We start from the raw sequence: 12031 nt of genomic DNA, 5'->3' as shown, positions 1-12031 counted from the left end.
ATGACCAGAGCGCTGATCGACCCCCCATCGCTCCACCCGGCACCGGGTTTTTCGCATATCGCCATCGCTTCGGGCACGAAGCTGGTCATGTTCGCCGGGCAGACGGCGCTCGACCCCAATTTCGACCTGATCGGCGAGGACGATCTCCACGCCCAGACCGTTGCCGCGATGCGCAATCTGGAGACGGCGATGCAGGCCGCCGGAGTCAGTTGGGACCATATCATCAAGCGCACGATCTTCACCCGCTTCCCCGGCGAGTTCCAGCTGATTACCAGCGCGATCGACGAGGTGACCGGCGGTGCCGCCCACCCGCCGCAGACGCTGGTCGGGGTCAGCGGGTTGGCGCTGCCCGGCCTGTTGATCGAGATCGAGGCGATCGCGCTGCTGCCCTGATCGGGCAGGGAAAGGACCAGGACCTGGCATGACGGACAGCGAGCGACCGGCGAAGCAGGCCAGTTGGGAAAAGCTTCGGGCCGGTTTGCCCGTTACCGCAGGGCTGCTGGTTGCGCTCGCCGGATCGGCCGGTTTCCTCGTCGTGCCGCTCGTCGTCGCGGCACTGCGCCACAACGGCGTGCCGGAATTATGGACCGGGCTGATCGGCTCCGCCGACCCGGCCGGCATGTTTATCGGCGCGGCGCTGGCACTGTTCCGCTTCGTGCGTGCCGCGCCGCGCAAATGGGCGCTGATCGCGGTCACCGTCGCGCTGCTCGCCAATGCCGGATCGCTGACCCTCGACGCGGCGGCACTGCTGCTGGTTCTGCGCCTGCTGTCCGGCACGGCGGGCGGCATCGCGATGGCACTCGGGCTTGCCGCCCTCTCGCACGCGCGCTTTCCAGACCGCAGTTTCGCGCTGCTGACCTTGACCCAGATGCTGTTCGGTGCGCTGGTCGCCTCGCTCGGTGAGGGCGGCGCCGGCGGGCTGGGCATCATCTATCGCTGCATGTTCGCGTTGCAGCTCGTCGGCCTTGTCGCGGCTGCGCTGCTGGCCCGGACGGCGGTGTTGCCCGATGCCCCGGTGTCCGGCGTGCCGCCGCGCCGGCTGCGGCCGACGCTGTTCGGCTACACCGCTGCCGCCAATTTCTGTGCCGCCGCCGGGTTCATGCTGCTCTGGGTCAGTATTCCGGGCGCCGCGCGGGCCGCCGGTCTGCCTGCCGACGCGACCGTGCTGGTGTTCGACGTCGGCCTTGCCGGCGGCTGCATCGGCGCGCTGATCACCATGATCATAGGGGGGCAGACACGGCGCGGGGTGATTGTTGCCGGGCTGTTCGCGCTTGGCCTGACGGGCATGGCGATCATCGGCCTGACCGATAACATGCCGCTGTTCCTGATCGGCACGTTCCTGCTGCAATTTTCGACCGCGGCGGCGTTCTACGGCTTTGGCGCGGTATCGGAGGCGGACGGCACCGGGCGGCTGCCAATTGTCCACATGCTGGCGGTAAAGGCCGGTTTCGGCCTGGCGCCAATGGCGGCGTCGCTGGTCCTCGGCAGTGCCGGCATGGCGACGGTGATCGCGTTCGCCTTCATCGTCAACGGCGTGGCGGCGCTGCTCTACCAGATGCTGGTCCGCACCGCGGCGGCCGAGGCAGCGCAAGGCTGAGTCACCGGGCCAGCAGCCGGCCGAAGCCCGGTATCGGCGCGGCGATACCGGCGAGGCGGCGCATATGCCATGCGGCTGCCTGATTGCTGGTCACCACCGGCTTGCCAGTCGCCTGCTCGATCGCGGCGATGATGCCGGAACAGCGCAGCGCGGTGCAGGAAATGAACACGCCGTCGATTGCCGGAGCGTCGGCAATCGCGATCGCGGCGTCGCGGACCCGATCCGGGCTGAGCGCCCGAACCTGAGCTTCCGTTTCCGTCGCGAAGGTCGCGCCGGTTGCGGTTCCGATGCCCTGGCTGGCGAAGCACGCCTCCATCCGCTGGTGGACGTCGGGTAGATAGGGTGTGAGCAGGCCGATGCTTCGCATGCCGAGATGCCGCATCGCGGCGATGGCGGTGGTGACCGGGTTGGTCTGTGCGCAGTCCGGCCGTATGCTGGCGATCGCCGCCTCGACCCGATCGGTGCCGATGACGACCGTGGCCGAAGTGCAGCTGAAATTGATCACGTCGATCCGGTCGTCGGGCAGCAGCAGGCGCAGCGCGGCAGGGATCGCCGCTTCGATCGCGCGCAGCGTTTCCACCGTTCCGCGCGTGCCGGTGGCGAACCGGCTGGCGCATAGCGCGATGCCCCTTTCGGGCAGGAATGCGCGGACCTCCTGTTCGCTGACCATGTCGTTCTGGGTGGTCAGCAGGCCGAAAACCGCCCGTTCGCCCGGTCCGCCATCATAGGCGGCGTCGATGATCGTGGTCATGCTGGCCCGTGGCCGACCACAAGTCCGCGTTTATCCAAGGCATCCTCCCTATCGGCTGAAACGACCGGCGGGGCGCCTGTTCTACGCGGCGAAGCCCCCGCCAGGGCAGGATCGGAGCGCCAGTCCCGGCGATAAAGCGTCAAAAGCCAATAGGGTCATTCGTAGCTGGCGAAGGGTGGGTTAGAGGCGATCCATGCGAAGCCAGCGCCGGTTGCCGAGCCACGCCCGGTCCAGTGCTTGCCGCGCCGCCGCCGCTTCCATCGCATGACCCTGCGCCGTTTCGCTGCGCATCAGGCCATAGAGCGCCCAGCCGTTATTGGGCGTCTGGACCAGTGCAGCGCGGAATGCCGCCGCCGCCTCCGCAGGGCGGCCATCCTCGAACAACGCGGCGCCGAGCGACTGACTGACCGGATAGTACCATAGCGACGGTTCCTGATAGGGCAGCCCGGTTTCAATGGCGATCGCCCGGCGGTACTCCGCCGCCGCTGCGCCGTGCCGCCCCTGTGCCGCGGCAAGACGGCCCCGCACCACCGCTGCCGCCAGCGCCAGCAGATCGGGGACGGGAATGCCTTGCTCGACCATCGCGGCGACGGTTTGTGTCTGGGCCAGTTCCGTCATCGCCGCCAGCTCCACGGCGACGGCGCGGCTGTTGCGGAGCCGGGCATGGGCGACGGCACGGGCGTAGTGGCGCATCGCCGCCGCATAAGGCAGCCGCCGGTCTGGCGCCGCCATGGCGAGGATCGTCTTCGGCGCGGCGAATTGCGCGGCGGCCAGATAGGGCGCGGCGTCAATCACCTGAATCCATGCGATACGGGCGGAAGTTGCCGGATCGAGCACCGTGCGCAGGCGCCGGGCTTCGCCGATCGCGGTTGCCATGTCGCCCGCCATCTGCGCCGAGGTGACGATGAAGTGGATATTGTGTGGATAATAGCCGTAGCGGACGAGGCTCTGGTCGTCGGTCGCCCGGATAAAGGCCTCGTCGGCGCGGACGGCGGCGATGTTGACCCGGATCGAATCCGCATGCCGCCCGCGACGGGCGTAGATATGACCGGGCATGTGGACCAGATGGCCGGCGCTTGGCGCCACCGGTACCGCGAGCCGGTCGGCCGCCGCCTCGGCCCGTGCCGGGTCGCTTGCTTCGAGCAGGTGAATATAGAGATGGGCGGCCTGGGCGTGGGCGGGATCGCGCCGCAGCACGGTTTCGACCAGCCGGATCGCGTCGCCGCTGCGGCCGACCGGCGTCCGCCGGTCCGCCTCCCAATAATTCCAGGGAGTGGTGTCCATTGCGGCTTCTGCGGCGAGGATGGCGATGTCGTTGTCGTCCGGATATTGCCGTGCCACCGCCAGCATGGCGTCGGCATAGGCGGCGTCGAGTTCTGTCCGGTCGGCGTCGGCGGCGGGCGCGTAGCGGCGCGCAACCGCGTCGATCAGCGCCCGTTCGCGCGCGGTGGCGCGATCGCGCAACGCCAGCGCCCGGTCGAGCGCCGCAAGCGCGGCGGCGTGGTCGCGGTTGTCCATCGGTGCGTTGATATTCGGGCCTGGCGCCAGTGCCTCTCCCCACCAGCAGAGCGCGCAGCCGGGGTCGAGCCGCTGTGCTTCGCGGAACGAGCGGACCGCGCCGGCGTGGTTGAAACCGTAAGTGAGCAGCAGGCCCTGGCTGAAATAGCGTTGCGCCTGCGGGCTGTTCGTCGAAACGCGGAACGGCGAGGCCGCCAGATCGGCATAGAGCGGCATCGGCCGGGTGGCGCTTGCCGGAGCGGCGACGGTTGCCGCGACCAGAAGTGCCCGGGCAAGGCCGGCGCCGGCCTCCCTTCCACCGCAGCTTGCCGCCGCCATCCGGCTGGGATCAAGCGCGGCCAGGCCGGCGGGCGCGAGATATGGCCCGGACGAGAAGCTGGCGAGGGCGACCCCGGCGCCGCCGATCGCTAAGGCTTTCCACAACCGCCGCATACGCCTTCCCCCGATAGCGCGGGACGGATGCTATCATGAATCCCGACGGAGGAGGATGGTTTTCGTAAGACGGATCAGCCAGGCAATTTCTTCGAAAACACCTTGGACATCGCTTTGAAGCCATGGCGTTCGAAGAAACGGTGCGCGCCGTCGTTGTGGAGACCGCTTTCCAGAAAGGCCCATTGCATGCCGCGCCCGGCGCCTTCCGCTTCGACGAAAGCAAGGAGCCCGGCGCCGACGCCGCCCGATCGGGCCGCCGGATCGATCGCCATGTCCTCCACCACCATGAAGGACACCCGTGGCGTCACTTCCCACAGCACGATCGTGGCGCCGAGCAGCCTGTGCTGATCCATGGCGACCGCCACCGAACGTTCTGGCCCGAGGGCCGCCATGTCCTCCGCCATCCGGGTGTCGAGATCGTCGACCCATGTGCGCCCGTCGACGCTGAGCCCGGTTTGTACTTCACCATGGCTGACATAGGCATCGTCGAGGGCGACGATGCGGGCGAAGAAAGAGGCGATGGCCGGCAGTTCCGCGGCACGCGCCCAGCGATAGTCTGTCATGGCTCAACAATACGCCATCGGATGGGGCAGGGGTAGCCGAGATTCGTCGACTTTCCGGATCCATCCGGAAATCACCGGGCATGCGAGCAGCGTACCGATCTGTTCGTAGAACGCGCCGCGCCGGTGTTCCACTTCCTCCAGCGTTACATCGGGGAGTGTGCCATCCGGGCGGGCCGGGGCGAGCCGGCCTTCGGCGTGGGGAACATCCCATGCATCGATCAGCGCGACGCAGAGCGGGTCGAAGATCCCGCGCAGATCGGCGGTGTAATTGTCGCGCAGGTCGGCCCACAGCGCGCGGAAACCCCATTCGGTGCCGGTGTCGAAATACCACGCGACCCAGCTGCCGAACACGTCGGCATCAATCAGGTCGAGCTTGCGCAGCCGCGCCGCGATTTCGAACAGATTGCAGTTCATCTCGTAATATTTGCGCGCGATCATGGCGATCTGCTGTGCGTCCATGCGGTCGCCATATTCGTTCTGGACATTCAGTTCGTCGAGGCTGTGGACTGGTGCCAGCCGCCGCTTCATCATCGGCACCAGTTGAGGGTGGCGTGCCTCGAATTCGAACACGCGGTTCGATTCGATCTCCAGCCGCTGGTAGATCTCGATCCGCTGGGCGCTGAGCGCCTTGGCCTCATTGTCCCGCCGCAGCAGGCTTTCCGCTGCCTGCGCCAGCCGCCGTCGCGTGCTTTCGAGGCGAAACTGCCATATCGCCCAGAGCAGCGCACTGGTCTGAATGATGATCCCCGCGATCTGCGCCTTGTCCGCTACGGTCATGGTCCTCCCCCGGTCGCCCGGGCGATGCCGTAGGGCAGGTGCGCGCAGAGGTCACTACCCAAGCGTGTGCGGCCTCATCGGGGTCGGTCTGTCGATCGGGCCAGCGTGCCGGGGGCCGGTTGGCCGGCAGCGCCGCCGTTCCGGTGGGCATAGTGGGGCGATGGTGTACGGAAAGATTTGGGCGGGGTATCGTCCGCCGGTATTGCTTCGCAACTGCCGAAGTCCCGCTATTAGGACGGGCTGACAAGGGAGAGCGGGCGCCGTGCGGGTTTTGGCCGCGCGGGTGGACAAGGGCTATTCGACTGACGGGGAGGATTACGGACAATGCGGAGCGCAGAACGTGGCTGGATTGGTGTGGCCGGGGGGGTGGCGTTGCGGGCCGTGCTGGCGGCGGTCGTCACGGCGTTGCCTGCGCCGTTGGTCGCGCAGGCGGCGCTGTCCGGGGCCAAGGCCGATGTTGTTCGTGGCGTAGAGGCGCGGGCGAAGTTGGCGCAGGTGATCAACGATCAGTTGTTCAGCTACGCCGAGCTTGGTTTTCAGGAGTGGGAGACCGCGCGTTACCTGACCGCACTGCTCGAAAAGGAAGGCTTTGCCATCGACCGTGACATCGCCGGCCTGCCGACCGGCTGGGTGGCCCGGTGGACCAACGGCAGCGGTGGCCCGGTGATCGCGATCGGCAGCGACATCGACGGCATTCCCAAGGCGAGCCAGACACCGGGAATCCCGTGGCGCCAGCCGATGGTCGACGGCGCGCCGGGCCATGGCGAGGGCCATAACAGCGGTCAGGCGGTGAATATCGTTGCCGCGCTGGCGGTAAAGGACTGGATGGTCCGCACGCGGACTCCGGGGACTTTGGTGATCTGGCCGGGCGTCGCCGAGGAATTGCTGGGCGGCAAGGCGCATATGGTGCGGGCCGGTGTGTTCAACGGCGTTGACGCGGCGCTGTTCAGCCATGTCTCCAGCCAGCTTTCGACCAGTTGGGGTCAGCCCAGCGGCACTGGCGTTGTCAGCGTCGAATATATGTTCAAGGGTGAGAGCGCGCATTCCGCTGGCGCACCATGGCGTGGGAAATCGGCGCTGGATGGCGTGATGGCGATGGCAACCGGCTGGGAGATGCGACGGGAGCATCTGCGCCCTGAGCAGCGTTCGCACTACGTTATCAGCGACGGCGGCGATCAGCCGAATGTCGTGCCATCCGAAGCGACGATCTGGTTCTACCTGCGCGAGCAGAGTTTCGCGGCAATCGCCGACATGCTGAAGACCGCAGACGATATTGCCGATGGCGCCGCGAAGATGACCAGCACCACCGTGAACCGCCGGCTGCTCGGGTCTGCCGCGATCCAGCATTTCAATCGCCCGATGGCAGAGGCGGCGCAGGCTAATATCGCGGCGGTTGGCTTGCCCAGATGGGATGCCGATGATCAGGCGTTCGCCAAAGCGGTACAGGTGAATGTAAAAGCGACGGTGACGGACGGGCTGGAAACCAAGCTGGCAATGCTTGGTCCCCCGCCGGAGACACCGAAATCGGGCGGATCGGACGATATCGGCGATGTCAGCTGGACGGTGCCGACCATCACGATCCGTTATCCGTCAAACATCCCCGGCCTGCCTGGGCATAACTGGGCCAATGCGATAGCGATGGCGACACCGATCGCGCATAAGGGGGTACAAGCTGGCGCCAAGGCAATGGCGATGACGATCGTCGACCTGCTGACCAAACCTCGCCTGATGGCCGATGCCAAGGCTTATTTCCGCGACGTGCAGACTCGGAACCAGCGGTATGAGCCGGTCCTGACCAATGCCGATGTTCCGGCGACCTGGCTGAATACAGAGGTCATGACGCGTTATCAGCCGGAACTGGCCAAGCGATATTATGACCCGCAACGTTATGGTTCTTATCTGGAGCAACTTGGCGTCAAATGGCCGACGCTGGGGAGCGGGGCAGCGGAATAGCCGGCAATCAGCTGCCCGTCGTCAGAACATTTTGAACCGCGCCGGGTCTGCCGGAGGCTCCAACTCCTGAGAAGGTGGAGCCTGTATGAACAAGACGACGAACAAGTATGCACCAGAGGTTTGAGTAGCCCCTAGGTTGAGGACCCATTGATGTGAGCGTTACGATCTGATTGAGGCTCCGTGAGGAGGCTGGAGATACTGGCTGACGGACGAGCAGATGGCGCGTCTCGAGCCGTATTTTCCCCTGTCGCACGGAGTGCCGCGGGTTGACGATCGGCGGGTGTTGAGCGGGATCATCTTCGTCAATCGCAACGGGCTGCGTTGGTGGGGCGCGCTGAATGAATATGGGCCGCATAAGACGCTCTACAATCGTTGGAGGCGATGGAGCGCAGCGGGCGTGTTCGCCCGGATGATGGAAGGGCTGTCCTCCGCAGGCGCCGATCGGAAGGCGGTGATGATCGACGCGAAAATCTGCTGATGCAGGGCATCCTGCCGATCATCCCGCCCAAGTCGAATCGGCGGGGGCCCATTCCATGCGACTTCCGGCGTTATCGTCATTGCAACCGCATCGAGCGCTGGTTCGGTCGACTTAAGCAGTTCCGTCGCGTCGCAACTCGCTACGACAAAACTGCCTTGTCCTTCTCCAGTTTCCTAAATCTGGCAGCCATCCGCCAATGGCTACCTCACTTGGTCAACGCAACCTAAGGCGAGAATCGGCAGGCGGGAATCGGCGTTCCCGGTTTTATACCGAAGTGGCGGAGCGGGTGGGATTCGAACCCACGAGGGGCTGTTAACCCCTACACACTTTCCAGGCGTGCGCCTTCGACCACTCGGCCACCGCTCCGCGTCCTGGGAAGCACGCCCCTAGTCGCTGGCGGCGGCGCGGGCAAGCGCTGGCTGCGTCGGAGGCGTGGGGCGGGCCTTGCCGCCTAGAAGGGCAGCCAGCGCTGCTTTTCGCTGAACTTCATGTAGCCGACATTGGCACCGAGTCGGTAACCGACGCCGACGCGGATCGGGATTAGCACAATATCGCCGTGGCGCATGTAGCTGGCGGTGAAGCCGCCGATGAAATAGGCGTTGCCCTCACCGGCCGGGAAGCGTTTGTACAGGTCTTGGCTGTCGTAGAGATTGTAGACGAGGATGAACGTCTTGCCGGCATTGCCGCCCGCGTCGAAGCCGATCGACGGGCCGGTCCAGTAGGCGGGGCGTTGCCCCTCTATCTTGTGGAACAGCGTGCCGGAACCGTAGCGCAGGCCGGCGACCAGCGCGCCGCCCGCTTCGCGTCCGGCGATATAGGCGTTGGGTTCGCCCTGATCCTTCAGGATTTTCTCGATCAGGTCGGCCAGGCCCTTTGCACCTTTGCCGAACACGCCCTCCGCCGCGCCGATCAGGTCATCCTGCTTATAGGTCGTTGAGGCGGGAGCCGGGGCGGGGGTGCCATATGCGGGGGAGGCATAGGGGGCAGCGGCCGGATCGGTCGCGGGCGCGGCTGGCTGGGGCGCTTCGGCCGGCAGCGTTTGATCGTAGGGGATGCTGGCCTGGCCGGGCGGCGGTGTCACGTCGGCGTCGATCGCGGTGTTCGGATCGACAGTGCGGACCTGCGCCGCCGATGGTGCGGCTGCCATGGCCAGCGCGGCCAGCAGGATCGTCGTTCGGCTGCCGAAAGAAATCATCATTGCGTCAAAACCCCACCCATGAGCGCAAAGAGTAACGCTGTGCCGCCTGACCCTTCAATGAACGCACGACGGCCCGAGTCGATTCTGCGCCAGGGCGAGTCGTGCGGGGTGCGCGGCGGCCGATACGTGGCGCATTTGCGAGTGAGGGCGGGGGCGGGGCTTGGCTTCGGCGCGTTTCGCCGCCACAGCGGGGCGGACTGCAAAACGGAGAAATGCGTGTGACCGAAGCCTTCATCTGTGATGCCGTGCGGACCCCGATTGGTCGTTATGGTGGCGTGCTGGCGCCGGTGCGGGCCGATGATCTGGCGGCGGAACCCCTAAAGGCGCTGATCGCGCGCAATCCATCGGTCGACTGGGGCGCGCTGGACGACGTGCTGCTCGGCTGTGCCAACCAGGCAGGCGAGGACAACCGCAATGTCGCGCGCATGGCCGCGCTGCTCGCCGGGCTGGGCGAAACCGCCAGCGGCGCGACGATCAACCGGCTGTGCGGATCGGGGCTGGACGCGGCCGGTACGGCGGCGCGGGCGGTTCGCGCGGGGGAGCTGGACCTGCTCATCGCGGGGGGGGTGGAAAGCATGAGCCGGGCGCCGTTCGTGATGCCGAAGGCGACGGCCGCTTATGCCCGCGCTCCGGAAATCCACGATACGACGATTGGCTGGCGCTTCGTCAACAAGCGGCTTCGCGATGCATGGGGCGTTGATTCCATGCCGGAAACCGCCGAAAATGTTGCGACCGACCACGGCATTTCGCGCGAAGACCAGGATGCTTTCGCGCTGCGCAGCCAGAACCGCGCCGCTGCCGCGCAGGCCGCTGGCCGGTTCGCGGTGGAAATCGTGCCGGTAGAGGTTCCCCGCCGTAAGCAGCCACCGCTGGTTGTCGACCGCGACGAGCATCCGCGCGCAACCACCCTTGAGGTGCTGGCGGCGCTGAAGCCGATCGTCCGGCCCGACGGGACGGTGACGGCTGGCAATGCGTCTGGGGTCAATGACGGTGCCGCCGCGCTGATCATCGCGTCCGAAGCGGCGGCGAAGCGCCACGGGCTGACGCCGCGCGCGCGGGTGCTGGGCATGGCGGTGGCCGGCGTGGCGCCGCGGGTGATGGGGATCGGCCCGGCGCCGGCGACCGAGAAGCTGCTCGCCCGGCTTGGCCTTGGTATCGGCGCGATCGACGTGATCGAGCTGAACGAGGCATTTGCGGCGCAGGGGCTGGCCGTTACCCGCCGGCTCGGTCTGCCCGACGATGCCGAGCATGTGAACCCGAACGGCGGCGCGATCGCCCTCGGCCACCCGCTGGGGATGAGCGGCGCGCGCATCCTGATGACGGCGGTGGAAGAATTGCAGCGTCGGCAGGGCCGTTATGCGCTGGCGACGATGTGCATCGGCGTCGGGCAGGGTATCGCGATGGCGGTCGAACGGGTCTAGGACGGGGCGCGGGGCAAAATTGGAGGGAGCGGAATGACGACGGCCGGCATTCCCGTCGTCGCTCCGGGGCTGGCCGACGGGCAGCGCGTGCGGGCGATCGTCGCCGGCTCGATGGGCAATCTGATCGAGTGGTACGATTATTTCGCCTACGCGTTCACCGCGCTCTATTTCTCCTCCGCTTTTTTCCCCAGCGGCGACCGTACCGCGCAACTGCTGGCCAGCGCCGGGATCTTCGCCGTCGGCTTCCTGATGCGGCCGCTCGGCGGCTGGTATTTCGGCTGGTATGCGGACCGGCACGGCCGGCGCGCGGCGATGGTCGTTTCCATCGTGATGATGGGGGTCGGCGCGCTGCTGATCGCATTGCTGCCGACCTATGCGCAGATCGGTGCGCTCGCGCCGTTGCTGCTGCTGATCGGCCGGATGATCCAGGGCTTTTCGACCGGCGGCCAGTATGGCACCGCCGCGACTTATCTAAGCGAGATCGCGTTTAGCGGCCGGCGCGGCTTCTACGCCTCGTTCCAGTATGTGACGCTGATCGGCGGGCAGTTGCTGGCGCTGCTCGTCATCCTCGTCCTGCAATCGACGATCAGCCCGGAAGCGATGCGCAGCTATGGCTGGCGCATCGTCTTTTTGGTCGGCGCGGTGGCGGCGATGACGATCCTGCTGTTCCGCCATGTCCTGCACGAAACGATGCGGGAGGACGGCCGCCGCGACGATGCCGGCAGCATTCGTGCGCTGGTGCCGCACTGGCGGGCGTTCCTGACCGTGCTCGGGCTGACCGCGGGTGGATCGCTGATCTTCTATGTGTTTTCGACCTACATGCAGAAATATCTGGTCAACACCGCGCACATGGCGGCGCCGACCGCCAACTGGGTGATGACAGCGGTGCTGATCCCGTTCGCGCTGATGCAGCCGCTGTTCGGCCTGCTGTCCGACCATATCGGGCGGCGCAGCAACATGCTGCTGTTCGGGGTGCTGGCGACGCTGTTCACGGTGCCGCTGCTGTCGCTGCTCGCCACCGTTCGCAGCCCGGTTGCCGCCTTTGCGCTGGTGCTGTGCGGGCTGGCGATCAACAGCTTCTACACCGCGATCAGCGGCCTGTTCAAAGCGGAGCTGTTCCCGGTCCATGTCCGTGCGCTGGGCGTCAGCCTGGCCTATGGCATCGGCAACGCGCTGTTCGGCGGGACAGCGGAGTTCATCGCCCTGCGTTTCAAGCAGGGCGGTCACGAGAGTGGCTTCTACTGGTATGTCACCTGCGTCTGCCTGCTGTCGCTGGTGACGGCGCTGCTGATGCGCGACACACGGCGGCACGACCCGCTCGCCGACGCGCTGGTTTGAACCTG

At 66.5% G+C, this 12031-nt stretch carries 10 protein-coding genes, 1 tRNA gene and 1 pseudogene; 6 read left to right on the top strand and 6 right to left on the bottom strand.

The annotated features are described in order from the left end of the window. Together ACMT1E_RS09565 and ACMT1E_RS09560 are read left to right on the top strand one after the other, a co-directional pair. Positions 1-393, top strand: coding sequence for a RidA family protein (locus ACMT1E_RS09565; RefSeq protein WP_414899912.1), 393 nt, complete (start codon positions 1-3; stop codon positions 391-393). A 28-nt stretch (positions 394-421) separates the two neighbouring features. Next, a complete protein-coding gene (locus ACMT1E_RS09560) occupies positions 422-1597 on the top strand; it encodes a hypothetical protein (protein ID WP_414899911.1) in 1176 nt (391 codons plus the stop codon). A gap of 1 nt (position 1598) precedes the next feature. Here ACMT1E_RS09560 and ACMT1E_RS09555 read toward each other — a convergent pair whose 3' ends face one another. From ACMT1E_RS09555 to ACMT1E_RS09540, 4 genes are all read right to left on the bottom strand, one after another. Then, positions 1599-2348: a hypothetical protein gene (locus ACMT1E_RS09555; RefSeq protein ID WP_414899910.1), complete on the bottom strand. Its 750-nt coding sequence runs from the start codon at positions 2346-2348 to the stop codon at positions 1599-1601. A gap of 180 nt (positions 2349-2528) precedes the next feature. Beyond that, positions 2529-4298 carry a hypothetical protein gene (locus tag ACMT1E_RS09550; RefSeq protein ID WP_414899908.1) on the bottom strand — a complete coding sequence of 590 codons (1770 nt, stop codon included), beginning with the start codon at positions 4296-4298 and terminating at the stop codon, positions 2529-2531. Positions 4299-4372: 74 nt separating this feature from the next. After that, entirely contained in the window at positions 4373-4861 is a 489-nt protein-coding gene (locus ACMT1E_RS09545) for a GNAT family N-acetyltransferase (RefSeq protein ID WP_414899906.1), read from the bottom strand. A gap of 3 nt (positions 4862-4864) precedes the next feature. Continuing rightward, positions 4865-5638 (bottom strand): hypothetical protein, encoded by a 774-nt coding sequence (locus tag ACMT1E_RS09540; protein WP_414899904.1) that lies wholly within the window; start codon positions 5636-5638, stop codon positions 4865-4867. A gap of 324 nt (positions 5639-5962) precedes the next feature. On the opposite strand from ACMT1E_RS09540, the gene ACMT1E_RS09535 reads away from it, so the two are divergent. Both ACMT1E_RS09535 and ACMT1E_RS09530 read left to right on the top strand, forming a co-directional pair. Beyond that, positions 5963-7591, top strand: a complete 1629-nt coding sequence (locus ACMT1E_RS09535) for an amidohydrolase (protein WP_414899903.1) — start codon at positions 5963-5965, stop codon at positions 7589-7591. Between the two features lie 217 nt (positions 7592-7808). Beyond that, a pseudogene (locus ACMT1E_RS09530) lies at positions 7809-8296 on the top strand (transposase). 48 nt (positions 8297-8344) lie between these two features. Here ACMT1E_RS09530 and ACMT1E_RS09525 read toward each other — a convergent pair. Continuing rightward, positions 8345-8435: transfer RNA gene (locus tag ACMT1E_RS09525), tRNA-Ser, on the bottom strand. Positions 8436-8520: 85 nt separating this feature from the next. Further along, a complete protein-coding gene (locus ACMT1E_RS09520; protein ID WP_414903365.1) occupies positions 8521-9264 on the bottom strand; it encodes a DUF1134 domain-containing protein in 744 nt (247 codons plus the stop codon). Between the two features lie 221 nt (positions 9265-9485). Here ACMT1E_RS09520 and pcaF point away from each other — a divergent pair, with 221 nt between their 5' ends. Together pcaF and ACMT1E_RS09510 are read left to right on the top strand one after the other, a co-directional pair. Then, positions 9486-10688 carry a 3-oxoadipyl-CoA thiolase gene (gene pcaF, locus ACMT1E_RS09515; RefSeq protein WP_414899902.1) on the top strand — a complete coding sequence of 401 codons (1203 nt, stop codon included), beginning with the start codon at positions 9486-9488 and terminating at the stop codon, positions 10686-10688. Positions 10689-10721: 33 nt separating this feature from the next. Continuing rightward, a complete protein-coding gene (locus tag ACMT1E_RS09510) occupies positions 10722-12026 on the top strand; it encodes an MFS family transporter (protein WP_414899901.1) in 1305 nt (434 codons plus the stop codon). The last annotated feature ends 5 nt before the right edge of the window (positions 12027-12031 follow it).

The sequence above is a fragment of the Sphingomonas flavalba genome (assembly GCF_047553045.1).
In the GTDB taxonomy this organism is placed as follows: domain Bacteria; phylum Pseudomonadota; class Alphaproteobacteria; order Sphingomonadales; family Sphingomonadaceae; genus Sphingomonas_L; species Sphingomonas_L flavalba_A.
This window is presented reverse-complemented; position numbering and strand designations above follow the sequence as displayed.

What these genes read in the sequence shown, in the direction of transcription:
- ACMT1E_RS09565 (WP_414899912.1), top strand. Translation starts at nt 1, where the DNA reads ATGACCAGAGCGCTGATCGACCCCCCATCGCTCCACCCGGCACCGGGT.
- ACMT1E_RS09560 (WP_414899911.1), top strand. Translation starts at nt 422, where the DNA reads ATGACGGACAGCGAGCGACCGGCGAAGCAGGCCAGTTGGGAAAAGCTT.
- ACMT1E_RS09555 (WP_414899910.1), bottom strand. Translation starts at nt 2,348, where the DNA reads ATGACCACGATCATCGACGCCGCCTATGATGGCGGACCGGGCGAACGG.
- ACMT1E_RS09550 (WP_414899908.1), bottom strand. Translation starts at nt 4,298, where the DNA reads ATGCGGCGGTTGTGGAAAGCCTTAGCGATCGGCGGCGCCGGGGTCGCC.
- ACMT1E_RS09545 (WP_414899906.1), bottom strand. Translation starts at nt 4,861, where the DNA reads ATGACAGACTATCGCTGGGCGCGTGCCGCGGAACTGCCGGCCATCGCC.
- ACMT1E_RS09540 (WP_414899904.1), bottom strand. Translation starts at nt 5,638, where the DNA reads ATGACCGTAGCGGACAAGGCGCAGATCGCGGGGATCATCATTCAGACC.
- ACMT1E_RS09535 (WP_414899903.1), top strand. Translation starts at nt 5,963, where the DNA reads ATGCGGAGCGCAGAACGTGGCTGGATTGGTGTGGCCGGGGGGGTGGCG.
- ACMT1E_RS09520 (WP_414903365.1), bottom strand. Translation starts at nt 9,264, where the DNA reads ATGATTTCTTTCGGCAGCCGAACGACGATCCTGCTGGCCGCGCTGGCC.
- ACMT1E_RS09510 (WP_414899901.1), top strand. Translation starts at nt 10,722, where the DNA reads ATGACGACGGCCGGCATTCCCGTCGTCGCTCCGGGGCTGGCCGACGGG.